This is a genomic window from Paraburkholderia sp. GAS334 (assembly GCF_050436625.1).
Classification (GTDB): Bacteria; Pseudomonadota; Gammaproteobacteria; order Burkholderiales; family Burkholderiaceae; genus Paraburkholderia.
Genome location: NZ_JBNDMO010000001.1, coordinates 163291 through 186873, shown reverse-complemented (window position 1 = coordinate 186873; position 23583 = coordinate 163291). Strand labels below are relative to the sequence as shown.

The following is a 23583-nucleotide window of genomic DNA, read 5'->3' as shown; positions in this document are numbered from 1 at the left end:
CGTATTAAGGATTGGCATCGGAAACCGTTCTGACAAAGCGCTTGCCGATGTCTCAGGCAACCATTCCGCACCCGCTTGCATTTTGCAGACGGAGCGAAATTCGTTGCGCCTGAATGAGGCGGCCTTTTACAACCAGTCACTAAACCGAACGGGCACGTCCCGCGAATCGCCAGGGGCACTTCGCGGGGCGCGCGTCAGAATGCGATGTAGTAGTGTGTTCAAACGTAGACGGCATGCATGGAAAACCGGTGCCCTTCTCGCTAAAACCGGCCTATCTGTCTTCGGCGAAATGACGAACGCGCCTTCCTGGGACGTGGGCCATGAGGGTCGCGACAATCTCTTCCGCGCTGCTCTCCGCGGGCACCACGCGACGGCACGCGTCTTCTTCCGCATGCGGCGACCACTCGACGAATCGATACGGACGTCCCCAAAGCGGCTGGAAAGGCTCGGAAATCCGGCATGTCCGCGTTGCGAATCCGCGCTCCGCGCTGGACATGGCCCGAAGCTGTTCACGCACATTATCCTGAACCATCGTTGACTCTCCATTGCTGGTTGCACATCGCTTCACTTCGACCTTCCCTGTCTCGCGCGTTGAAAAAGTTGCCGCCGATGAACTGGCGGCCAAACAGGAGGTCGACCCATAGTCGCAGCGAACAATTAAGCGAGCCTTAAAGCCGTGTCTGAAAAGCCAGACGTGCGCGACGGCCCTGGCCCGACATGACGGCCGCCGCGACCCTCGACGGCAACGAGGTTGTGACGTCGGACGGGAACATGTCGGTGTCCACATCACCGCACGCTCATTCGTCTGTAGTAATGCCTGGTTCCTCGCCGGCGACCCGAAACGCGCGCTCAAGATCCCAAATACACCCCATTTCCGTGCGGCCGCTAACGGTCAGATACGCCGTTTACTGCTGAAATGACCGGCATGGCCTCCCGCTCGAGCCTGGACGCCCGCCGGACATTCCGGTGAGCCGCTAAACGAAACATACTTACCGGCAAAAGAACCAGAACATGCTTACGACAAAACCATGCACTGCAACGCGGGGCAGCGGCGGTGACGCGATCACCATCGCCTTCTATCCTGATACGGGCTGCCTGCGATTTTCCGATGCTGCGGGCACCTGCCTGCACGAACTTCTTCCGCCGCACTCCTGGTTCGCCGTTTCGTCATTCGCACGAAACGATCAGCTGGGCGCTGCACCAAGCAAGCAACGCCTGGACGTTTTGCTGACTGAATTTACAACCGGCACGCGCTTTACGAACGCGCGCGTCCGTCAGCGTCGCGAACCTGCCTCACTCGCGGGTTTTGCTCGATTCCGATAATGCCGTCTTCCGGTGACGATGCTAAAAAGCTTGTGCGCTGCGCTTCTGTTAAATTAGTTCGGGCGCCACGCGGGGTATGAGGCTCCGCTGGCCAACCGGACGCTGCGAGGTGTGTCATGGAGATTGTGGAGTTCGAACCCAACGTCTCGCCCGATGGACGGGCAGTGGTCTTCGTTCTGTCACTTCGGGGCCGCGACCATGAATGTTCGGTCACGCGCGAGGCGCTGGAGCAGCATTTCTGGCTGCAGCATGACGCAGCCGAAGCGCGAATCCTCAGAACTTTCGAGGACGGCCGCAAGCGCATCTTCGCTGTCGCCGAAAGGAAGCTACTGGCCAATCCAGGTGGACGCGTCGTCGTCACTGCAAACGACTTCGGCACACGGCGCTAGCCTGCGTCTTTAACCAGAACAATGCGGCAGGCGTTGCGCCTGTCTCCGCGAGGCCTAAAGCTTTTTCATGCCGGACTCTGCCTGCAACGTCGCCGCGTTTGCGGGTTTCGCACGTGCGGCATCGGGCTGCATTTTCACGGCAGGCGCGAAAGCGCCCGCGCTGCGATGCGTCGCCCGATGGTATGCGGCCGCTGACACGAGCAGCGCAGCAAACACGACTGCCAGTACATAGTGGACCACCGTACACGGCTCGCGCACCACGCGAAACTTGAGGCGCGCATCCCACGCGGTGACGCCATCACGCTTGAGCATCACCGCATTCAGGATCAACAGAAGCGGCTGCGCAACCGGCACACCAAACGCGAATCCGCGCGCCCATACAGAAAAATTCCGTGCAAGGTAACGACTGAACGACGGCGCGGCGCCATTGGTTTCGACAACCCGGATGCCGAGTAATGCCTTGCCGATGCTGTTTCCGCAGGCGGCATACACCAGTGCATCGATGAGAAAGGCAATCGGCAGATAGATCATGCCCAGAAAGCTCATATTCACCATGAGCGTCGAGCGGAATTGCAGCAGATGCCAACCCGTCGCGCTGTTGACGAAACCCACCGCATAGCCGGCGACGAACGTCCATAACAGCAGATCCATGGTTCGCGCCGCGTAGCGTCGCCATACGCCTGTGGCCGCAGGCGCGACTGGCGGCGCCACGGTTACGGTGAACGGTTGAACCGGCTGGGCCGGTTGCGCTTTGCTGGCAGTCACCACGACAAGTGCTGTACTGGTGAGCGGTTCCGCTTTCGCCCTGGCATCGCCGGGTGCAACGGGCAGGTTTTCCTTGCCCAACGCGCTTGCGAACAGCCACACAATGCCCCACAGCACGGCGAGCGGAAACGCGCCGAGGGTCAGCATCGCATAAAGCGGATTGAGCGTGTGAATGGCAAAACCGCAGGCAAACGCCAGCCAGATTGCCGATGGAACAGCGAGTGTCCTGACCGTCCATGACCGGTATGTCATGTCGCCCCCGTATTCTTCTGGATGGTTTTTCTCAACTCTGTCCGAACTCTACTTCTGTCCATCGGGGTCGTCTACAGACGTGCGTGTGGCATCGCTCAGATCCCCGCAAACAAACGTTTGCGCACCGGAACATCGCGAGCGCAACAAGATGCGCCGCAATCGATCAAAACCGCAATCCGCTCAGGAACTGATACCACAGCGTACCGAGACCGCTTCCATTCGCGTTCCCGTTGGCTTTCGCCGGATGCGCGTCGTCGTCGGTCGCTGCAGTGCTGCGTGAATCATCGGGAGCAGCGGCAACCTCTTCCTCTACAACCGGTGGAGCCTGGCGCGACGCATGCAGCGCCACCGCGCTCGCGGCGATCTGCGCAGCCAGACCGGCCTCGCATTGCTGTCCAATGAGCACGCCGAACACGACGTCGCGATTGTGTCCTTCGTCGGCGAAGCGCATCGCCAGCGCGACCATTTCCGCGTACGCCGCTTCTTCCGCTGCGCGCGCGGCCGCTTCGCGTTCAGCCTGCTCCCGCGCTTTGCGCTGCTGATGCGTTTCCCAGACGCGCATCTGTTCGGCGTATACCGCGTCGTAGACCTCACGTTGGGCCGCGTCGGACAGAATCGCGTACGCGTTCTTCACGTCCTGAAACGCCGCGCGCGCCACGTCTTCGTGTCCTGCATTGCGGTCCGGATGCCAGCGCATCGCCGCCTTCCGGTAAGCCCGCTTGATTTCATCGCCCGTGGCGCTCGCGGGCACGCCGAGCGTGTCATAGAGGGTTGTCATTGCCAGTCCGCCCATCGATCACAGTGCGGATCATCGTAGCATGCGCGAAATGCGCTTCCGTTACAGCAGCCGGCGGGCCTCCGCGCCGTCCACTGCGCCCACAGGTTATCCCCACATTGTGTTGGCAAGGCTGTGGACAACCTCACCGGATACGTCGCAAGTGCATGACGCGAAACGACTATCGTCCACCGGCGCAAAGTAGGGCGCGTGGTCTGCGCAAATGCTTTTTTGGCGGGCTACCTTCTGACGGGACCGCGCGCAGCGCCCGGTCGCTTTAAACGGAGACGACTGTGAGTCACAACATCAAATTCTGGATGGTCCCCGCCGCGCCGACGCCAGTCGGGCCGTTCTGTCACGCAACGGAATCAGACGGCTGGGTTTTCGTCACCGGACAGATGCCCACTTCGCCCGATGACGACCACGCGCCGCTGCCCGAAGGCGTCGTCGAGCAGACAAGGCGCGTGATGGACAACCTCATGCTCGTGTTGCAGGGCATGGGACTCGGGCTCGAACACGTGGTATCGGCGCGTATCTTTCTAACCGAATTCAAACGCGATTTCGCGTTGATGAACGAGACGTACCGGGCGTATTTCCCGAACGATGCGTTACCTGCCAGAACATGCATCGGCGTGACGGCGCTCGCGTGCGATGCGCTCGTCGAGATCGATTTCATCGCGAGAAGGCCGTAAGCGCTTCGTAACGACGCGTTACCTTTCTCGCATTGCTGTTTCACCTGTGTCTGACATCGCCTCATAGACTTCGAGCCGTAGTCACTGACAACGCACACGACGTGCAAGGAGAAACAGATGAACAAGAAGATCCTTGGTGCAGTACTGGGTATCGCCGTGCTGGCGGCGTCGTCGGCCGCGTCGGCTCATGTCGATGTCGCGATCGGGCTTGGCATTCCTGGCCCTGCCGTGTACGCGCCCGCACCTGTTTATGTGCAGCCCGCACCGGTCGCGGTCGGCTATGGCTATGGTTATGGCGGCGGCTACGAAGACTGGCGCGCGCGTCAATGGGAGGAGCGCGAATGGCGTGAACGTCAATGGCGTCGCGAAGCATGGCGCGAACACGAATGGCGCGAGCGTCATGGCGGCTGGCGCGGTTATTAAGGCTCTCTGATCCGGCAGCGTGGATTTTCAGACCACGCTCGATGCGTCGCGGGTGGCTTTCAGTGGCCGCCCGCGACGCGCACAGGTTATCCCCACATTTTGTTCACAAGGCTGTGGACAACCTGCGCACACCCCTCTCAAGTCTCTGACGCGCAACGACTATCCACCTGCGGCGTCGCCGCAGGCAAGGTTCACTTTGACGCCGCCGTCGTAACGAGCACCGGCTTGTCGCGATAGAGCGCCGGGAACAGCCGCTTCAGGTTCTCGACCTTCGGCAGATCGTTGATGGCGATATACATCGAGTCCGGGTGCAGCGTCAGATAGTTCTGGTGATAGCCCTCGGCCGGATAGAACGCCTTCAGCGGATCGGTCTTCGTCACGATCGGCGAGGGAAATGCATGCGACTTGTCGAGCTGCGCGATATAGCTTTGCGCGATCTGCTTCTGCATGTCGTTGGCCGGAAAGATCGCCGACCGGTACTGCGTGCCCACATCCGGACCCTGGCGGTTGAGTTCAGTCGGATCGTGCGCGACCGAAAAGTAGATCTGCAACAGACGGCCGTACGTGATCTGCGACGGATCGTAAGTGATCTGCACCGATTCCGCATGGCCAGTCCGCCCTGTGCTGACCGTTTCGTATTCCGCCGTATCCCGCTGGCCGCCCGAATAGCCGGAGACGACGTTCGTCACACCACGCACGTGCTGGAACACGCCCTGCACGCCCCAGAAGCAGCCACCGGCGAGCACCGCCGTTTCCGTGTGCGCGCCAGTCGCGGGTTCGTCGACGGCGGGCGGTGCAATCGCGACGGCCGCTTCCGCAGAAAACGCCGTGCGCTGGGTCACGACAAGCGCGCCGCCACACAGGCCGAGCGTAATCGCGATGGCCATCGCCCGCGCGCGCGTCGACCGTTTGAAAGTCTGAGTCAGGAACTTCATGATCCACGTCCTCGTTCAGCGCGCCGTTTTGGCATCATGCCCGGCCGGCGCAGGACCGTTGCTCGCGGATAACCGCGTGGAAACCGAAACCAGCACAACGAAGCGTCAGACCGCCTTCGGCGTAAACGTCATCGCCAGACCGTTCATGCAATAGCGCAGACCAGTCGGCTGCGGGCCGTCATCGAAGACGTGGCCGAGATGGCCGCCACAGCGTCGACAGTGCACCTCGTTGCGCGTCATGCCGAACGACGTATCGGTCTGCGTCGCGACGGCGCCATCGAGCGGCTTCCAGAAACTCGGCCAGCCGGTGTGGCTGTCGAATTTTGTTTTCGACGAAAAAAGGTCCAGCTTGCAACCCGCGCAGGCGAAGATGCCCGGGCGATGTTCGCTGTTGAGCGGGCTGCTGTAGGGGCGCTCCGTCCCTTCCTCGCGCAGCACGTTGTACTGCGCGTCGGTGAGCAGCTTGTGCCACTCGGCGTCCGTATGACTGACTTCGAACGGCGTGCCGGTCGCCGCCTGTGCCTGCGCCGGTGCGGCGCCGAACAGGCGCCACGCGGCCGTTCCGCCAGCGAGCGTCGTGGCGCCGAACACCTTAAGGAAAATCCGTTTCGAGCGTTTCATGATATTCATCCGAATAATGTCTCCGGCTCTGATGCCAGGGCCACGGCGCGTGAGGTGCGTTGAGGATCTGCACGTTTGCCTGCGGGATCCGTCAAACGCTTTTGCGCGTTCGCAAGCATGAGTCGCGCGACACGCCGATAAATGACAGTACGCCTGCACTGTTTACACATCCAGTGCTGGTTTATTCCGTGAAATATCCGGAAATGTCCGAAATGGTGCATCCGGAATAAAGTGCGCGTTAGAGGCGTTTGACTTGGGGACAGCGGCACGGTCAAGAGCGGGATACACTTCCACCCCATTTCGAACAGCTTTCATCGCACCCTTTCAAACAACATCACCGATGAACACACAGGCCACTCCTTCACGCGCCGAACCGTCCGACGCGTCGACGCCCTCCCAGTACTCCCGCACCGCGATGCTGCTGCACTGGATCATCGCAGTGCTGATTCTCATCAACGTCGCCCTCGGGCTGAGCGCGGATTCGCTCCCGGACAACTGGGTGCGCCCCGTCATCGACACACACAAGTCGATCGGCATTACGGTGCTTGGCCTCGCGTTGCTGCGCATTCTGTGGCGCGCTTCGCACCGGCCGCCGCCGCTGCCACGCAGCTTCCCGAACTGGGAACGCGGCGCGGCGCATGTTGCCCACTTCGTGCTCTATCTGTTGATGATCGGCCTGCCGCTGTCAGGCTGGATGCACGACTCGGCGTGGAAAGATGCGGCGACGCATCCGATGAGCCTCTTCGGCACCGTACCGTGGCCGCGCATCGGGCTCATCATGAACCTCGATCCTGCCGTGAAAGAACCGCTGCACGACACATTCGGCGCGCTGCATACGTGGCTGGGCTATGCGCTCTATGCACTGCTCGCGATGCATATTGGCGGCGCGCTGAAACACGAGTGGATCGATCGCAAATCGGTATTGAAGCGGATGGTGCCGTGACCCCGGACGTCGATCTTCCTGTCGAGACCGCGCCCGTGAATTCCGCCGACGCGGCGCGCAAGGCAAAGGCATCGCTGGAAAATGCGCTCGCGCTCGCGTCGCCGCGCATCCTGCCGCGTCCCGCGACGATGCTGGGCGTGCTGATTCATTGCAGTGTCGTAGCGTTGTGGCTCGTGCTGTTTGCGCGCGCGTTTTTTCTGCATGGCGTCGTCGCGTGGTCGACCGGCATCGCGTATGTCGTCTACGACACGTTGCTGCTCGCGTTCGTCACGCTCAAAACCTTGCCGCTGATCCGGCCGATGCAACCGCCCGCTGCATCGGCATCAACACGTGCGCGGGAAACCGCGATGCCCGAAATGGGCGTCATCGTCGCGTCGCATAACGAGGCCGCCGTACTGCCCGTCACGCTCGCCGCGCTGTTGCAGCAGATGCACGGCCCGGCGCAGATCGTGATCGCCGACGACGGTTCCACCGACGGCACGCGCGACCTGCTCACGCGCCGCTTCGGCTTGACCGCGCCTGCCGATGGCGAACTGAGCGCGCCGAGCACGCTGTATCCGAATCTCTACTGGCTGCGCGTGCCACACGGCGGCAAGGCGCGCGCGCTGAACGCCGCGATCACCGTGATGACAACCGAAACGGTCATGACCGTCGACGCCGACACGCTGCTCGCCGACGACGCCACGTTCGCGATGCGCGCCGCCTTCGCCGCGAGCCCGGATCTGGTGGCGGCCGCCGGCATTCTCACGCCGGTCTGCAGCAAGACGGTCGCGGGCCGGCTCTTCCAGTTTTTCCAGACGTACGAGTACATGCGCAATTTCATCGCGCGTTTTGCGTGGATGCGCGCGGACAGCCTTCTGCTGATCTCAGGCGCGTTCGCGTCGTTTCGCCGTGACGCGCTGATCGCGGTCGGCGGCTTCGATCCGCAGTGTCTGGTGGAAGACTACGAGCTGATTCATCGTCTGCGCCGTTACTCGGTGGATCACGGTTTGCACTGGGACGTGAGCGTGGTTGGCAATGCGCACGCGCGCACGGACGCGCCCGGCACACTGGCGAGCTTCCTTCGCCAGCGACGCCGCTGGTTCGCCGGCTTTCTGCAGACGCAATACTGGAATCGTGACATGACCGGCAATCCGCGTTACGGCATGCTCGGCATGCTGATGCTGCCCGTCAAGGCGATCGATACGATGCAGCCGATCTATGGGCTGACCGCGTTCGCGCTGCTGCTCGGTTTTGTATTCGGCGGACACGGCGCGATTGTGATTTCGATCTTCGGCGTAATAGGCCTGAAAACCGCAATCGATCTGGCATTCTATCTGTGGTGCGTGCATCTGTACCGTCGCTGGACGGGTAATCGCGCAGGCTCGAGCCTGTGGATGGCGATGGCCGCCGCGATCGCCGAGCCGTTCACGTTTCAGCTGATCCGTCATGCCGGCGCGGCACTCGGCTGGCTGCATTTTCTGCGCGGCGGACGATCGTGGGGCAAGCAGCGCCGCTCGGGGCTCGTGGCGCCGGACGAGCATTAACGCGTGCGCGCCTGGCAGCGGAAGCTGGCAGGCGCGCGCACGCTCAGGGCAAACGCGAGGCGGGTTAATGCTTCTGCTGATGCACCTCGCCGCCCACGCCAGGGAAAAACGCATTCCAGGCCGCGCGGACGCCTTCGGCAGCGGCGACTTCGGCGTCGATGGTTTCGGTTTCATCTGATCTGGCTGGATCGGAAGACAAGCCACGCCAGTGTGTAAAAACGAGCATCGGTTTCTCAGTCCATTCACCCTCGCCGAACTTCGCGAAGGCCGTGTCTCCGTTCACGAGTTGCACCTCGTACCACCCATCGCGGACGGGCGCATGCCGGTCTAGCGGGAACCACGCAGTTGATTCGATTTCCATAGTGACCTCGTTGATCCACGGGGAATATGACCATAGTCCGAGGCATTCTTCGTGCCTGGTTGCTGTGGTCGAATCGACTGGCTGCGCGTGCTAGCGATGCGTCAGTCCGCGGGTCCCATCTTCGGCACGTCCTCGTTGCGATCCGCACGCCACTGCCTGTAAGCGGCAAGCGTCTCTTCATTCGGCGGATAGGTGCCGCGCAGCGGCGCGCCCGCTTCGATGCGCTCCGTGATGAACTGCTCCATCAGTTCCTGCTCGGCCGCGGCGTGTGCGACTTCTTCAGCAAGATGACGCGGCACGATCACGACGCCGTCCGCGTCGCCGACGACGATGTCGCCCGGATACACCGCCACGCCGCCGCAACCAATCGGCACGTTCACATCGACCGCGTGATGCTTCGCGAGATTCAGCGGCGCGCTCGCGCCCGCGCAGAAGAGCGGCAGGCCGAGCGCCGCGATCGTCGCGCTGTCACGGATCGGGCCATCCGACACCATACCGGCGACGCCGCGCATTTTGAGGCGCGTCGCGAGAATCGAGCCGACCGATGCAACGGTCCGTTCGCCACGGCAGTCCTGCACGAGCACGCTGCCAGGCGGCGCGGTTTCGATCGCCTTGCGCTGCGGATGGTCCGGATCCTGAAAGATGCCGACGTGATCGATGTCCTCACGCGCCGGGATATTGCGCAGCGTAAAAGCAGGACCAACGAGATTCGGCGCGCCCAAAGCGGGCTTCACGAGCGGCACGATGCCCTGAACGAACACGTTGCGCAGGCCGTGCTTGAAGAGTTGCGTGGTTAGCGTGGCGGTGCTGACGTGGCGAAGTTTTTCGAGGGCTGCTTCGCTGACGGGAAGTTCGGTCGAAGTCATCGGGTGGATTCCGTAGTGGGTGTGAAGCAGGCTGGCTATGACGCGAGCCGGTCGATGGTATCGCCACCGCCCTGGAGCGCCCGCCAGGGATTACGCGTACAGCTCGCCTGCCATTAATTCCGGGGCACAGTATGCTGGCGGCAGGCCATTGCGATCCCCGCAAACAGGCCCATATATAGAGGAGCACTGCCATGGCCACTTTTTCCGCTCCGGCCGCTGTGGTCACGCTGCAAAGCCGCTTCGATTTCGATCGAACCGCGGAGCTTGTCACTCAGGCGCTGACGTCACGCGGCATGACAATTTTCGCCGACATCGATCAGGCCGCCGCAGCGGCAAAGGCGGGGACGACATTGCGCCCAACCCGGCTGATTCTCTTCGGCAATCCGAAGGGCGGTACGCCTGTCATGCAGGCCAACCCGCACGCCGCGCTCGAATTGCCGCTGAAGATCGTGATCTGGCAGGACGCGCAGGAGCCGGTGTGCGTCGATTACCTCGATCCGGGCGCGTTGCTGGCAGAGCGATATGGCATCGATCCCGCGCTCACGGGTGCATTCCGGCAGGTCGCGCAGCTACTGGAGCAGACCGTGCAGTAACAACTACCGTTACGGACAACGCCTGACCCATCAACGCGCCCGCCCGACGCAGAAAACATCTGAGGTCAGGAAATATGGCGCGTGTATGCTGAAGGCGGAATGCTTTCCGCCGGGCGGGTCGCATAGCGACGAAGCGCGCCGGGAAGCACGAAGTGGCTCACGAGAAGCAGGCCACGGTCGTCGCCCCAGTTCGTGCTGTCGCGGCAGGTTTTCACGGGCGACAACATGGCGATCGTTTCGGTCCCGGCAACTTCAGTCATTCCGGTGGCTCCTGCAATCACGGCTGATTGGTGAAGCGGCATGAATGAGCCGCAACGCATGACTGTGCGACACAGCAGCGTCTACCGTTATTCGGAGCCGGTGAGTTTTGGCGAGCACCGAATGATGTTCCGGCCGCGCGCGAGTCACGACCTGCGTCTGCTGACGATGCAGCTTGTCATCACGCCCACGCCCGCGCGTCTGCACTGGCTGCACGATGTCTTCGACAACTCGGTCGCCGTGGCCACGTTCTCGGGCAAGGCGACAGAACTGCTCTTCAGAAGCGAGGTCACGCTCGAACACTACGAAGCGCCGCTGCCCGACTACTCGCTCGAACCGTATGCCGCGACTTGGCCGTTCGCGTACACGAACGAGGAAGCGACGGACCTCGTGAATGCGCGCAGCCGTCAGCATCCTGACGAAGAAGTGGACACGTGGGCGCGCGCCTTCATCTCGCCGGACGGAAAGACCGGCACGATGGCCCTCTTGCGCGCGATGACGCGGGAGATCAAAACCAGCTTTTTCTACGTACGACGCACCGAAAAGGGCGTCAACCGTCCGGCCGATACGTTGCGCCACCGCAGCGGCAGCTGTCGCGATTTCGCGGTTTTGATGATGGATGCCGTGCGCTCGCTCGGGCTCGCTGCGCGGTTCGTCAGCGGCTACATCTTCGTGCCCGATCACGACGCGACGCAGGGCGGTGGCTCGACGCACGCGTGGCTGCAGATCTATCTGCCGGGGGCCGGCTGGATCGATTTCGATCCGACCAACAGCATCATCGGCAACCGGCATCTGATCCGCGTGGCGGTTGCGTGGAATTACTACCAGGCGCTGCCGTTGTGGGGCACATGGCATGGCGCCATGCATTCATTCCGAAGTCTCGATGTCGAAGTGAGCGTCACCGAAGACTGATCGCTCCGCTCCAATCGCTCTCAACACAGAAAGGTTGTTCCGATGAAACTCCGCGTGGGCTATGAATTGATCTACGAATGCGAGCAGCCGACACCGATGATGTTGATGCTGAACACGCACTATTCGCGCGTACAGGATGTGCTGAGCCCCGATGTGCTGCACGTGAATCCGCCGGTGCCGATCACGCAGTATCGCGATGGCTTCGGCAACCTGTGCAGCCGCATCGTCGCGCCGCAAGGGCAGATCTCGCTATCGACGACTGCGCTGCTCAACATCTCCAATCAGCCGGAAGCGCCGGAACCGTTCAGCTACCAGGTTCCCGTCGAAGCGCTGCCCGACGAATGTCTCGTGTTTCTGCTCGGCAGCCGTTATTGCGAAACCGATCTGCTTTCCGATGTCGCGTGGCAGCTCTTCTCCAGTTCGCCGCCGGGTCGTGATCGTGTGCAGGCAATCTGTGACTATGTGTTCAATCACATCACGTTCGGTTATGACTTCGCGCGTCCGACCAAGACCGCGTTTCAGGCGTGGCAGGAAAAGAAAGGCGTATGCCGCGATTTCGCGCATCTGGCGGTGACGCTGTGCCGCGCGATGAATATTCCAGCGCGCTATTGCACCGGCTATATCAGCGATGTCGGCACGCCCCCGCCGTGGAGCGCGATGGATTTTGCGGCGTGGTTCGAAGCGTATGTCGGCGGCTGCTGGCAAACGTTCGATCCGCGTAACAACGTGCCGCGCACGGGCCGCGTGTTGATGGCGCGCGGACGCGACGCCGCCGATGTTGCAATCAGCAACGCATTCGGCCCGACGAAGCTGATCAGGTTCGTTGTGCACTGCGCGCCAGAATAGGCGCGCACGTGCATATGGATAGAACGCGGGTCGCCAGCACCACGCAGACGTTCAATGACCTAGCAGGCAAGCGGATTGCACGCGCGCCTCAAGCCACCCGCAGCCCGAGTTCCTCCATCAGCATCGCGGCCTGTGCGTGCGAAATGGTCGCACCACGGAACTGTGCCGCATCGGTGAGCCGCAGGCCGCCGAGGTCTGCGTCACGCAGGTCGGCGCCGGTGAAGCGCGCGTTCTTCAACAGCGCGTCGCGCAGACTGCCGCCGTGAAAAACGGCATCGCGAAAGTCGGCGCCGTCGAGGTCGGCGTCGGAAAAATCGAGCTGCTCCAGCGTCGCCTTTCGGAACGAGATGCCGCGCAGGTCCGCGCCGATCAGCAGACACTCGCTGAACTCCAGACCCAGCGTCGATGCATACTCGAACGTTGCGCCCGTCAGCTTGCTTTCGCTGAACGATACGGACGCGAGTTTCGCGCGGCGCCAGCTGGTGTTGTTGAGATCACACGAACGAAACGTCGCGTCGTGCAGATCGGAAGCGCCGAAATCGGCTTGCCGGCCACGGCAATTGCGCCAACGCGTCCCGTTTAGCTGCGCGCCGAAGAACGACGCTTCCACGAGCGAGCAGCGCGTAAAGTGGCACCCGCCCAGATCGAGTCGCGACAGGTCCGCTATGTCGAAGATGCAATCTACGAAGGAAGGCGGCGTCGAAGCGCCGGCGAGCAGCGCTTCGAGCGATTCGCGCGTGAAGGTTGTGGATGCAACCGGTTGACTGGCGTGATCGGCGCGGCCGGGTCCGCGGTCCGGAAAGAGGTCGTGGTTCATGAGCGGTCGAAGTGTGCCGCGCGCAGGATGTCGCGCGCGGCATGGATGAGGCACATGAACCATTTTAACGGCAGCGTACGGCGCCATGTCGCGCACGCTGCAGGCGGCGGCCCTACTTGATCCCTCCGATGATCCGCCCCATCTCTTCTTCGCCGAATGCGCGCATCGTCGTCGAGCGCACATTTCCCTGAAGTGCCAACATCAGTCCCATTCGCGTGACGGTCTCGTCGTCCGGCGCGTCGACTGTGATGACGATGTCGTACGGCCCAAGCGTCCATTGCACGCTGAGCACCTTGACGCCCATTCCGGCTGCCACTTCCTTGAATGCATTCGCACGCTTGATCGTGTCCTTCGCGGTGCGTGCGCCCTGATCCGTCCAGTTGACCAGCTCGATGTATGTCGCCATATCGCCCTCCCGCAATGCGTTACCGTGCCCGCAATCCGTCTGGATCATGGGCGCGGGCGGATTGCGTCGCCGGACACCACTGCATGACCGGACGACGCGCCTAAAACGTCGTTCAGGCCCGTTCGGCAGGTCGAATGCGGTGTCACAGGTTCGGCATGTGAATCGGGAACTGAGCACGATGAAGTATAGAAAGCGCCCGCATGAACCGCGTTGGCACTTACCCGCGCCATGCGCCTCGGGTCAGCCCAGGCAGGAAACCACGGAAGTGTTTATATTTATCGTCCTGTACGACGAATAACGCTGAATCGCACTGACTGGCGCGGCGTCGCCACAAATCACTCTGCCCCATGGACTCACGATGACCGATCTCTCCGCCTTCCCGATTACAACGAAATGGCCTGCGCAACATCCTGAGCGCATCCAGCTCTATTCGCTGCCGACCCCGAACGGCGTCAAGATTTCCATCATGCTCGAAGAGACAGGCCTCGCTTACGAGCCGCATCTCGTCAGCTTCGAGACCCAGGATCAGATGTCACCCGCGTTTTTGTCGCTGAATCCGAACAACAAGATTCCCGCGATCCTCGATCCCGACGGACCGGGCGGCAAGCCGCTGGCGCTGTTCGAATCCGGCGCGATCCTGATCTATCTCGCCGACAAGACCCGTCAGTTCATTCCGCAGGACGCCGCCGGACGTTACGAAACGATCCAGTGGGTGATGTTCCAGATGGGTGGCGTCGGCCCGATGTTTGGTCAGGTGGGCTTCTTCCACAAGTTCGCGGGAAAGGAATACGAAGACAAGCGTCCGCGCGACCGCTACGTCGCCGAATCGAAGCGTCTGCTGGGCGTGCTGAATGAGCGGCTGGCAACACGTCACTGGATCATGGGCGACGCCTACACGATTGCCGATATGGCTACGTTCCCGTGGGTGCGCAATCTGGTCGGCTTCTATGAAGCGGGCGACCTTGTCCAGATTTCGGACTTCCCGCACGTCACGCGCGCGCTCGAAGCGTTTATTGCGCGTCCGGCCGTGGCCAGAGGTTTGGCGATTCCCGCACGCAAGCCGGCCTGATACGGGTAACGCACATCCGTATCGGCAAAAAAAAATGGCCGCAGGAAACCTGCGGCCATTTACCCCCATGCGTGCGGCTTTAAAGCCGCTACGTGTTTGTTATTTCTGTTCTTCTTATTTTTCCCCGAACTCTTCTTCTTTTCCCCGACCAACTGGTCCCGCGTGCGTCACATCCCCGTACCTATCGTTATCGTTTCGTCACACTTAGTTACGTTTGGTTACAGTCTAGTCATTCCTTCTTGTCGCGCCATTGTCGTTTTCTCTCTCAGGGTTTCCCCTCAAATAACGCCGGGTCGACCGCGACGGGCATGGGCGTGCGCAAGCCCGCGTATCAGATGGTTCAGGTCAGAACGTTCGTCGTATCAATCAAATGCCTTGCTGCTTTCAATTCGCGGTGCGACATTCATGAAGCCCGGCATACGCAGGCATTCCGGCCGGTCGCCTGCGACTCGCCGCCCCCGACATTGCGCGGAGCACGTCATGACTCCCGGCATCGCTGCCTTTGATCCAGACAGGCAACTGCTGCCCTTTCGCGAATCGCTGCTGGCCATGCTCGGTGTGGCTTTCGTGGCGATGCTGGTGGCGCTCGACCAGACCATCGTCGGCACCGCGCTGCCGCGCATCGTCGCGGACCTCAAGGGCTTTGATCTGTATGCGTGGGTCGCCACGTCGTACATGCTGGCTTCGGTCATCACGATTCCGATCTTCGGGCGGCTCGGCGATCTCTTCGGACGAAAGCCCTTTCTCGTCGCTGCGATCGTTGTGTTTACCGTCGCGTCGGTATTGTGCGGCGTCGCGACCAGCATGCTGTTCCTCGTCATCGCGCGCGGGTTGCAGGGCATCGGCGGCGGCATCCTGATCGGCACGATGTTCGCCACCGTCGCCGACCTTTTCCCCGATACGAAACTGCGTCTGCGATGGCTGGTGTTCGTCTCGACCGCGTTTGGCCTCGCGAATATCGTCGGTCCCATGCTCGGCGGCATGCTGACGCAATACGGCGGCTGGCGGCTCGTGTTCTTTGTCAACATACCGATCGGCGTCGTCTCGCTGCTGTTCGTGCTGCGCTTCCTGCCGCATCTGCGCCACGCACGGCAGAGCGGGCCGGTGCGTCTCGACTGGCTCGGCGCACTCGTCCTTGCGGTGACGTTCGGCGCGCTGCAACTGCTCATCGAAGTGTTTCCGCGAGAAGGCTTCAGCCGCGCGACGATGGTGCTCGCCGCAATCACCGCGGGCTGCACCATCACGCTCTGGCTGTGGGAAAAACGCATGGGCGATCCGATCGTGCCGATCGACATGCTGATGGACCGCAAGCTCGCCGCGCTCTTTGCGATGGCCGTGCTCGGCGGCTTCGCGCTGTTTTCGCTCGTGTTCTATGTGCCGTTGCTGTTTCAGGGCGGTTATGCGATGTCGCCGCACGATTCCGGCACGCTGATCACACCGCTGCTGCTCGGCACGACCGTCGGCAGCGTGCTGAACAATCGCATCGTTACGCGCGTACGGCGCGCGAATGCCCTCATGTATGCAGGTTTTGCGCTGTTCGCCATAGCGTGTCTCGTCCTCGTCGCGCTAAATGGCACGGAACCGCATATCGTATGGATGTCCTGCATGGGCGTGAGCGGTCTTGGCCTCGGTCTCGTCGCCGCGAACCTGACGATCTTTTCGCAGCAGATCGTGTCGCGCGATCATGTCGGCGCGGCTACGGCGTTGCTGCAATCGCTCCGCACGTTTGGCGGCATGCTGGGCACGGTCATGACGGGCGCGCTGCTCGGCCATCTGTACACGATGGGCGTGCACCGTTCGCTGGATTCGTATCAGGCGACGCAGTGGTTCAAGTCGTTCGCGAGCCCTGAACTACTGGTCGATCGCGACGAACAGGCCGCGCTGATCAGCCGTCTGATCAGTGCGGGCCATTCCGGCAATGCGATGATGAATTCCGCACGCGACGCGCTCGTGTCTTCGATACACGTGGGTCTCGCGCTTGCCACTGTCGCGGCGGTGATCGGTCTGTGTCTCGCGTGGTTCGTGCCGCCCGTGCATGTGGGGCATGAGCACCCCGGTGATCCGGGGGCCGGCCATCCGGGAGGCGGGGTCAGCGATCATTAGCAGCGGATGTGTGCGTTGCCGGTAAGCATTTAAAAACTCAGACAGGGGTGTGAATGACCGAACACGAAATACTGCATCCGCTACGGCCTTTTCTGAAAAACTACGTCTGGGAGCATGGCAGAGTCGGCACACGCTATCTCGACTGCACCGATGGCGGCGTGAAGTTCGACGAAGGCAAGAAATCCCGTTTCGCCGCGGAGAAATATCTGTTCGTGCCGCTCGGCAAGGATGCCGAAGACGAACCCAGGCCAGAGGGACCCGCGGTCCACGAAGCCGGCCTCGCCCGCTTTCTGCGGGCCGCGCAGATGGGCAAACCTGAAGAAGCGGGATCGGCGGCGGAAGTGCAGCGCGCCGTGCACGACTGCGTGGACCTCGGCGTATTCAGCGCTTACCAGCGCGAAGCACAGGAAGCCCACGCGCGCTATTCAGAAGAAGCCCTGTTCGACGACGAAATCCGCGCAGCGGTCGTCGGCGATATCCGTCGGCCGTACGTGCCGATGCGCGAACAGCTCGCACTCTACGACTTCACTGTGCTCTACGGCTTGCCGTCGCCGCTGCTTTTCAGCGATGCGCCGTTCATCGACTGGCGCGTGCGGATCAGCCCGGCGCTGCCGTTTGTTTCGTTACCGCTCGGCCCTTATGCATTGCTTGTGGGCGGGCCCTCCGGAAGAACCAGCCGCGCCGCGCCCGTGGTGTGGAAAACCGCGAGCACGCTCGGTCCGCTGAAGGATCACAACCGGCACATGGTTGAGCGCGCACACCGATGGATCGTGGCGACCTCCGACGATCAGCTCATCGCCGTGCAACCGCGCTTCGCGCCGCCTGAGGCCCCTGAAGCGCCCGCGGAGTTAGCGTGAGCAGGAATCTGCTGATCACCGGCGTGCGTCTTGCGGACGGTACGCGTGCAGACATCTCGATCATCGACACGCGCATCGCGGCGATCGGACCTGACCTGAAGCGCGAACCCGGCGCTGTAGAAGAGAACGGTCATGGCGCGCTCGCGCTGCCGGGTTTCGTCGAAGGTCACACGCATCTCGACAAGACCATGTGGGGCATGCCGTGGTATCGCAATGCAGTCGGCCCGAAGCTTACCGACCGCATCGAAAACGAACGGAACTGGCGCGCGAGCAGCGGGCACGATGCGGGCGTGCAGTCGCTTGCGCTTGCGCGCGCGTTTCTGCACGCGGGCACCACACGGCTTCGCACGCATGTCGATATCGACACGGACGCCGGCTTGCGTCATCTCGAAGGTGTGCTTGCCACGCGCGAAACCTTGAATGGCGCGATGGATCTGCAGATCGTCGCGTTCCCGCAATCGGGAATGCTAAAGCGGGCCGGCACGGCCGCATTGCTCGATCGCGCGCTCGCCGAAGGCGCCGACGCGCTCGGCGCGCTCGATCCGGCGCTTATCGACGGCGATCCGGTCGCGTCGCTGGATGCGACGTTCGATATTGCAGCGCGACATCAAAAGCCCATCGATATTCATCTGCACGAGCCCGGCGAGATCGGCGCTTTCACGATGAACCTGCTGCTGGATCGCGTCGAAGCGCTCGGCATGCAAGGACGCGTCGTGATCAGTCATGCGTTCTGTCTCGGCGATCTGCCGGAGCGCGCGCGTGATGTGCTGCTTGCGCGTCTGGCCGGTCTGCGCGTCGCGCTTTTGACAACGGCGCCGCCTTCCGTACCAGTTCCACCGCTGAAAGCATGCATCGCAGCGGGCGTCACGATTTTCGCGGGCAACGATGGCGTGCGCGATACGTGGACACCGTACGGTTCGCCGGACATGCTGGAGCGGGCGATGCTTCTAGGCATGCGCTACGACCTGCGTCGCGACGACGATCTCGAACTCGCGTTCGATTGCGTCACTGGCGCTGCGGCGCGCGGCTGCGGTTTCGCGGATTACGGCCTGAACGTGGGCGCACGCGCCGACCTCGTGCTGCTCGACGCAGATACAGTCGCACACGCCGTCACCGCCCGACCGAGGCGAAAACTGGTGGTCTCGCACGGACGGATCGTCGCGCGAAACGGCGAAGGCGTCGCACCATAACCGCCGGCGCCAGTGCCACAGCCACGCGCTATGTGCGCTACCGCACACAGCGCGACAACAAAACGATCACCCTCCATTCCTTCTATCAATACTGAAGAGGGCTGACGTCCGCGCATCGCGTGCGGACGTCATTTCGCGTCGCCCGGGATGCGCGGGCGTCCGGCATTTGGCCACTCACCTCGCGCGCACTTCAGAAACCCGGCCATTGAGTCGTTTCAATCAGGCGACCGCGCGTTCGCCTGCCTGCGTCGCAGAGACCGTCTTACGCCCCGATCAGGGATCGCCGCGCGCCACCCCGCGTGCGCGCGAGCCGCAAGGAGACCACCATGACCATGCCGCAGAGCTTCCGCGATCCATTTGTCTCGCTCTATCAATCCGTCGTCGACCACGTTGTGCGCGCGGCCAGCGATCTGACTGGCCTCGCATCGCGCCCTGGACTCGAGAACGGCCTCGTGCACGCGGCGGAGCAGGTCGCCGCGCTCAAGGCAAAAGGCGCTGCCACGCTACCCGATGCACCGCCGGACGGCATCGCGCAGGACGTGTGGCAGTGCGCCAAGCTGGGTTTCGCCCTCATGGAAGCGCGTGCGCGCGGCGATACGACCACCGCACAGAGCATCGAGGATGTCATGCGCTACAACGTCTGCGATCCCGCCTGGGCCGGCGCCGTTGAAAACTACGTGCAGTACTTCGGGCCCGATGGCGGGCGCGCGACGATTCCATACATCCGTCCGGCGACGGTCGGGCCGGTCACTGTGCCGCTCATGGCGGGCGCAAAGGTCGCGCTGATCGCTGACTGGGGTACCGGTACCGACATCGCCGTCAATCTGCTGAAGCAGGTGGCATTGCAGGATCCGGATGTCGTGATTCATCTCGGCGACATCTACTACTCCGGCACCGCGGAGGAGTGCGACGTCAACTTCAAACGGATCGTGGATACGGTACTGCAGCGCGACGAGAAGGACGTGCCGGTGTACACGCTCTCCGGCAATCACGACATGTATTCGGGCGGCGCCGGCTACTACGGTCTGATCGCCTCGCTGAACGGTCATCCATGGGTGCAGCCGGCCAGCTTCTTCTGTCTGCGTAACGACGACTGGCAGTTCATTGCGATGGACACCGGCCTGCACGACAGCGTCCCGATTATCGGCGAGGAAGTGCTGACGTTCATCGAACCGGACGAGGAAGCCTGGATCATCGACAGGCTGAGCGAATTCAATGGCAAGACGATCCTGATGTCGCACCATCAGCTCTTTTCCGCGTTTTCGCAAATCGGCCCGCGCGGCACCGACGGCACGTTCACGGCCTGGAACCCGAAGCTTGTCGCGAGCTACCAGCGCTTCGCGAAAGCCGCGAAGCAGCCGATCGCCGCGTGGTTCTGGGGCCACGAGCACAATCTTTCCGTCTACGACCCTTGCCAGGGGCTTCAGCGCGGCCGCTGCATCGGCAACGGCGCGGTGCCGGTTTTCGCGGACGCAGACACACCGCCGTTCGCGCCGATGCCGGGCATCGTCAATCCGCCGAAGGTGGCGGATGTGCAGCTGGGCGTCGAAGGCCGCACCTACATGCATGGATTCACGGTCGTCCGGCTGGGAGCCGGCAGCGCAGCGACAGCCGAATACTACGAAGACAATAACGGCACCACGCCGATGTTCACCGAGGACCTGTAGCCGACGCAAACGCCCGCTACGGCCGTTTGACGAGGTGCAGCGTGGCCGCGGCCTGCTGGATGGCCTTGCGGATACGCGGATACGTGCCGCAGCGGCAGACGATGCCGCACAGGGCCGCATCGATGTCCGTGTCCAGTTCCTTCGCGTACTTCGGACCTTTCATGTGCTTGAGCAGCGCGCAGGCCGCCATGAACTGCGCGCTCTGACAGTACCCGCATTGCGCGACGTCGATATCGAGCCACGCTGCCCTGAGCGCCTTCGCTTCGGCGCCCTGCACGCCTTCGATCGTCGTGATCTTCTGGCCGTTCAACTCCTTGAGTTTCTTCTGACAGGCGAGGCTCGCTTCGCCATTCAGATGGACCGTGCAGCCACCGCAGACGCCGAGGCCGCAGCCGAACTTCGTGCCGGTCAGGTGCAGCTCGCACCGCAACACCCAGAGAAGCGGCGTGTCGGGATCGGATTCGACGGTCACCGTCTTGCTGTTCACGTTGAGGGAGGACATGTTTTCTTCGATGCAGTGTTAGCGGGATCCAGCGGACATGGGGTTCGCAGCCGTACGGTGTCGGGATCGAGAGGCAGTGAATAGTGGCGCTCGCCAGTCAGCGCGAAGAGCGCGTTCGCGACTGCGGGCGCGATGGGCGGCGTTCCCGGCTCGCCAACGCCCTGCGGGTGTTCTTCGCTTGGCATGATGTAGACCTCGATCGCCGGGCAATTCGACATCCGCACAACCGGGAAGTCGAGGAAGTTGCTCTGCATCACCTGTCCTTCGCAGATCGTGATCTCGTTCTGCAATGCACTCGACAGCCCGAAGATGATGCCGCCTTCCATCTGCTGCGCAATCAGGTTCGGATTCACTGGCGTGCCGCAATCGATCACGCAGACAACCCGATGCACGCGCACACTCCTGTCCGGCGCGAGCGAGACCTCGGCGACCTGCGCGACGATGCTGCCAAACGCCTGATGCAATGCGATGCCACGCGCACACCGGGCGCCGTCCGGTGCGGGCGCGACCGGCTTGCCCCAGTGCGCATGTGCCGCTGCGCTCTGCAGCACGGCCAGATGCTTTGGATGCTGCGCAAGAAGGCTGGCGCGAAACTCGACCGGGTCCTTGCCCGCGAGCGCGGCGACCTCGTCCATGAAACACTCAGTGAAGAACGCCTGATGCGAATGCCCGACCGAACGCCAGAATCCCACCGGAACCGGCAGCTCGACAAACGCATGCGCGACGCGCACGTTCGGCCATTCGTACGGCTGGTCGAAGGCACCCTCGGAGGTCGTCTTGTCGAAAGGCAGATGCAGGTCCGGCATGCCGAACGTCCGCTTCAGCGCCTGCGGAACGACCGCCTGCCCCGCCGATGTATTGCGCCACGCCACCAGCTTGCCGTCGGCGTCGAGACCGGCTTCAAAGCGCGACAGGCACGCCGGCCGGTAGAAGTCATGCTGTGTGTCCTGCTGGCGCGACCAGAGTGTCTGCACCGGCCGCCCCCCGGCTTCTTTCGCGATGGCCGCGGCCTGCGCGACGTAATCCATTTCGAGCCGCCTGCCGAACGCGCCGCCGAGCAGCTGCACCCGCAGATCGACCTTGTCCTCGTCGATGTCGAGCACCTTCGCGACATGCCTGCGCGCGAGCGTCGGCATCTGTGTGGCAACCCATACGGTCGCCGCGCCGTCCTTGAACTGCACCGTGCAGTTGACCGGCTCGACCGGCGCGTGCGCGAGGTAGGGCGCGCGATATTCACGGGCGATCTTCTGGTGAGCCGTCGCCAGCGCGGCATCGACATTGCCGAGCGTGTAGAACGCGTGGCCGCTTTCGCTGTCGAGCGTCTTTGAGAGCCGGGCGTCGATATCCGCACTGGACAGTTTCGCGGCAGGGCCCTCGTGCCATGTCGGCTTGAGATCTGCGGCGGCGGTGAGCGCACCGTACATGTCGCGCGCGATCACCGCTACGCCGCCGGTGCCGCCGTTATACGGCGCAACCGCGAATGCCTTGATGACGCCCAGCTTCGCGGGAAGATGCGACGCGTCGAAATGCGCAACCCTGCCGCCTAACGTGGGGCACATGTTCACGCTTGCGTACAGCAGGCCTTCAGGCAGCACATCGATGCCGAAGCGCGCGCTGCCGTCGGTCTTCGAGGCGGCCTCGATACGCCGCAGCGGCTTGCCGATAATCCTGAACTGCGCCGGCTTTTTCAGATCCACCCGGCGCGGCAACGGTTGCTGCGCCGCGAGCGCCGTCATTTCGCCGAAGCTCGCCGTACGGCCTGACGGATGCATGATCCTGCCGCCTTCGACAGTGCAGTCCGCCGTACGCACGTCCCACTTCGCGGCCGCCGCGCCGACCAGCATCGCACGCGCGGACGCGCCGGCTTCGCGCATGGGCGTCCACAGATCGTTGAGGCTCGCCGAACCGCCTGTCGTATTCACGCCGAACTCGCGCGTGAACTTGCGCACCATCCAGATCGCGAGGCGCTTGATTTCGCTTTCGTCGTCGGGCCGGAACCAGAGGTCGTCGACGATGCTCTGCTGGTCGTTGTAGATTCTGTCGATGGGCGCGTTCTCGACTTTCACCTGCGACCAGTCGGCGTCGAGTTCGTCGGCGAGCATCATCGCGAGGCCGGTGTGCACGCCCTGTCCCATCTCCGACTTGCACATCATGATCGTGACGGTGCTGTCCGCCGCGATCTTGACCCAGCCGTTCAGCGCGACCTGCGTGCCTTCGACGGGCAATGGCTTCGATGTCGTCAGACGCTGCCCCGGCGGCATCGCGGTCCAGCCGACGAGCAACACACCCGCACCGACGCCACCGAGCAGGAAAGTTCTGCGCTTCATCATCCGATGACCCGAGTCGAGTTCACGATGAAGGATCGCCCCGACATGCGCGGGGCGCCGTTTGTTCTGAACACTTATAAAACGCGCAAGCAGGTACGGGACTGAAATGCTTCATCTTAGTCCCGTACCTGCTCGTGCGGTTCCAGGGAAGCGCGGCACGGTGGT

26 protein-coding genes are annotated in these 23583 nt (G+C 62.6%); 14 read left to right on the top strand and 12 right to left on the bottom strand.

Going from position 1 to position 23583, the window contains the following annotated elements:
- Positions 1–271: 271 nt before the first annotated feature.
- Positions 272–496, bottom strand: a complete 225-nt coding sequence (locus P3T21_RS00800; protein ID WP_429254503.1) for a DUF2866 domain-containing protein — start codon at positions 494–496, stop codon at positions 272–274.
- A gap of 515 nt (positions 497–1011) precedes the next feature.
- Between P3T21_RS00800 and P3T21_RS00795 the strand changes: the two genes are divergently transcribed.
- Positions 1012–1323 carry a hypothetical protein gene (locus tag P3T21_RS00795; protein ID WP_429254026.1) on the top strand — a complete coding sequence of 104 codons (312 nt, stop codon included), beginning with the start codon at positions 1012–1014 and terminating at the stop codon, positions 1321–1323.
- Positions 1324–1439: 116 nt separating this feature from the next.
- Entirely contained in the window at positions 1440–1712 is a 273-nt protein-coding gene (locus P3T21_RS00790) for a DUF1488 family protein (protein ID WP_429254025.1), read from the top strand.
- A gap of 54 nt (positions 1713–1766) precedes the next feature.
- Here P3T21_RS00790 and P3T21_RS00785 read toward each other — a convergent pair whose 3' ends face one another.
- Positions 1767–2729 carry an RDD family protein gene (locus P3T21_RS00785; RefSeq protein ID WP_429254024.1) on the bottom strand — a complete coding sequence of 321 codons (963 nt, stop codon included), beginning with the start codon at positions 2727–2729 and terminating at the stop codon, positions 1767–1769.
- 163 nt (positions 2730–2892) lie between these two features.
- The gene (locus tag P3T21_RS00780; protein WP_429254023.1) at positions 2893–3507 is read right to left on the bottom strand and encodes a J domain-containing protein; all 615 of its coding nucleotides are present in this window, start codon (positions 3505–3507) and stop codon (positions 2893–2895) included.
- A 314-nt stretch (positions 3508–3821) separates the two neighbouring features.
- On the opposite strand from P3T21_RS00780, the gene P3T21_RS00775 reads away from it, so the two are divergent.
- Both P3T21_RS00775 and P3T21_RS00770 read left to right on the top strand, forming a co-directional pair.
- Entirely contained in the window at positions 3822–4196 is a 375-nt protein-coding gene (locus P3T21_RS00775; RefSeq protein WP_429254502.1) for a RidA family protein, read from the top strand.
- A 117-nt stretch (positions 4197–4313) separates the two neighbouring features.
- The gene (locus tag P3T21_RS00770; protein ID WP_429254022.1) at positions 4314–4619 is read left to right on the top strand and encodes a hypothetical protein; all 306 of its coding nucleotides are present in this window, start codon (positions 4314–4316) and stop codon (positions 4617–4619) included.
- 191 nt (positions 4620–4810) lie between these two features.
- On the opposite strand, the gene msrA is transcribed toward P3T21_RS00770, so the two are convergent.
- Together msrA and msrB are read right to left on the bottom strand one after the other, a co-directional pair.
- Positions 4811–5506 carry a peptide-methionine (S)-S-oxide reductase MsrA gene (gene msrA / locus P3T21_RS00765; protein WP_429254501.1) on the bottom strand — a complete coding sequence of 232 codons (696 nt, stop codon included), beginning with the start codon at positions 5504–5506 and terminating at the stop codon, positions 4811–4813.
- Positions 5507–5659: 153 nt separating this feature from the next.
- A complete protein-coding gene (gene msrB / locus P3T21_RS00760) occupies positions 5660–6175 on the bottom strand; it encodes a peptide-methionine (R)-S-oxide reductase MsrB (protein WP_429254021.1) in 516 nt (171 codons plus the stop codon).
- Positions 6176–6515: 340 nt separating this feature from the next.
- Here msrB and P3T21_RS00755 point away from each other — a divergent pair, with 340 nt between their 5' ends.
- Together P3T21_RS00755 and P3T21_RS00750 are read left to right on the top strand one after the other, a co-directional pair.
- Positions 6516–7118 carry a cytochrome b gene (locus P3T21_RS00755; RefSeq protein WP_429254020.1) on the top strand — a complete coding sequence of 201 codons (603 nt, stop codon included), beginning with the start codon at positions 6516–6518 and terminating at the stop codon, positions 7116–7118.
- A gap of 35 nt (positions 7119–7153) precedes the next feature.
- Positions 7154–8644: a glycosyltransferase family 2 protein gene (locus P3T21_RS00750; RefSeq protein ID WP_429254500.1), complete on the top strand. Its 1491-nt coding sequence runs from the start codon at positions 7154–7156 to the stop codon at positions 8642–8644.
- Positions 8645–8708: 64 nt separating this feature from the next.
- On the opposite strand, the gene P3T21_RS00745 is transcribed toward P3T21_RS00750, so the two are convergent.
- On the bottom strand, positions 8709–9005 hold the full coding sequence (locus P3T21_RS00745) for a hypothetical protein (RefSeq protein WP_429254019.1): 297 nt from the start codon (positions 9003–9005) through the stop codon (positions 8709–8711).
- Between the two features lie 101 nt (positions 9006–9106).
- Positions 9107–9871 carry a ribonuclease activity regulator RraA gene (locus P3T21_RS00740; protein ID WP_429254018.1) on the bottom strand — a complete coding sequence of 255 codons (765 nt, stop codon included), beginning with the start codon at positions 9869–9871 and terminating at the stop codon, positions 9107–9109.
- Between the two features lie 191 nt (positions 9872–10062).
- Between P3T21_RS00740 and P3T21_RS00735 the strand changes: the two genes are divergently transcribed.
- The gene (locus P3T21_RS00735; protein ID WP_429254017.1) at positions 10063–10464 is read left to right on the top strand and encodes a DUF302 domain-containing protein; all 402 of its coding nucleotides are present in this window, start codon (positions 10063–10065) and stop codon (positions 10462–10464) included.
- A gap of 65 nt (positions 10465–10529) precedes the next feature.
- On the opposite strand, the gene P3T21_RS00730 is transcribed toward P3T21_RS00735, so the two are convergent.
- Entirely contained in the window at positions 10530–10724 is a 195-nt protein-coding gene (locus tag P3T21_RS00730) for a hypothetical protein (protein ID WP_429254016.1), read from the bottom strand.
- A 40-nt stretch (positions 10725–10764) separates the two neighbouring features.
- On the opposite strand from P3T21_RS00730, the gene P3T21_RS00725 reads away from it, so the two are divergent.
- Positions 10765–11634: a transglutaminase family protein gene (locus tag P3T21_RS00725; protein WP_429254015.1), complete on the top strand. Its 870-nt coding sequence runs from the start codon at positions 10765–10767 to the stop codon at positions 11632–11634.
- Positions 11635–11676: 42 nt separating this feature from the next.
- A complete protein-coding gene (locus tag P3T21_RS00720; protein ID WP_429254014.1) occupies positions 11677–12480 on the top strand; it encodes a transglutaminase-like domain-containing protein in 804 nt (267 codons plus the stop codon).
- A gap of 88 nt (positions 12481–12568) precedes the next feature.
- Here the strand turns inward: P3T21_RS00720 and P3T21_RS00715 are convergent, their stop codons facing one another.
- Together P3T21_RS00715 and P3T21_RS00710 are read right to left on the bottom strand one after the other, a co-directional pair.
- On the bottom strand, positions 12569–13297 hold the full coding sequence (locus tag P3T21_RS00715) for a pentapeptide repeat-containing protein (protein WP_429254013.1): 729 nt from the start codon (positions 13295–13297) through the stop codon (positions 12569–12571).
- Positions 13298–13409: 112 nt separating this feature from the next.
- Positions 13410–13703 (bottom strand): GYD domain-containing protein, encoded by a 294-nt coding sequence (locus tag P3T21_RS00710; protein WP_429254012.1) that lies wholly within the window; start codon positions 13701–13703, stop codon positions 13410–13412.
- A 358-nt stretch (positions 13704–14061) separates the two neighbouring features.
- On the opposite strand from P3T21_RS00710, the gene P3T21_RS00705 reads away from it, so the two are divergent.
- The 5 genes from P3T21_RS00705 to P3T21_RS00685 all read left to right on the top strand — a co-directional run bounded on the left by P3T21_RS00705 (position 14062) and on the right by P3T21_RS00685 (position 20589).
- Positions 14062–14772: a glutathione binding-like protein gene (locus tag P3T21_RS00705; protein ID WP_429254011.1), complete on the top strand. Its 711-nt coding sequence runs from the start codon at positions 14062–14064 to the stop codon at positions 14770–14772.
- Between the two features lie 480 nt (positions 14773–15252).
- Positions 15253–16875, top strand: coding sequence for an MFS transporter (locus P3T21_RS00700; protein ID WP_429254010.1), 1623 nt, complete (start codon positions 15253–15255; stop codon positions 16873–16875).
- A 53-nt stretch (positions 16876–16928) separates the two neighbouring features.
- Entirely contained in the window at positions 16929–17732 is an 804-nt protein-coding gene (locus P3T21_RS00695) for a hypothetical protein (RefSeq protein ID WP_429254009.1), read from the top strand.
- Complete coding sequence (locus P3T21_RS00690) at positions 17729–18922, top strand: amidohydrolase family protein (protein WP_429254008.1); 1194 nt, start codon at positions 17729–17731, stop codon at positions 18920–18922. Before P3T21_RS00695 ends, P3T21_RS00690 begins: the two co-directional genes overlap by 4 nt.
- A gap of 326 nt (positions 18923–19248) precedes the next feature.
- Positions 19249–20589, top strand: a complete 1341-nt coding sequence (locus tag P3T21_RS00685; protein WP_429254007.1) for a metallophosphoesterase family protein — start codon at positions 19249–19251, stop codon at positions 20587–20589.
- 16 nt (positions 20590–20605) lie between these two features.
- Here the strand turns inward: P3T21_RS00685 and P3T21_RS00680 are convergent, their stop codons facing one another.
- Together P3T21_RS00680 and P3T21_RS00675 are read right to left on the bottom strand one after the other, a co-directional pair.
- Positions 20606–21091 (bottom strand): (2Fe-2S)-binding protein, encoded by a 486-nt coding sequence (locus tag P3T21_RS00680; protein WP_429254006.1) that lies wholly within the window; start codon positions 21089–21091, stop codon positions 20606–20608.
- Positions 21073–23421 carry a molybdopterin cofactor-binding domain-containing protein gene (locus P3T21_RS00675; RefSeq protein ID WP_429254005.1) on the bottom strand — a complete coding sequence of 783 codons (2349 nt, stop codon included), beginning with the start codon at positions 23419–23421 and terminating at the stop codon, positions 21073–21075. Before P3T21_RS00675 ends, P3T21_RS00680 begins: the two co-directional genes overlap by 19 nt.
- Positions 23422–23583 lie beyond the last annotated feature (162 nt).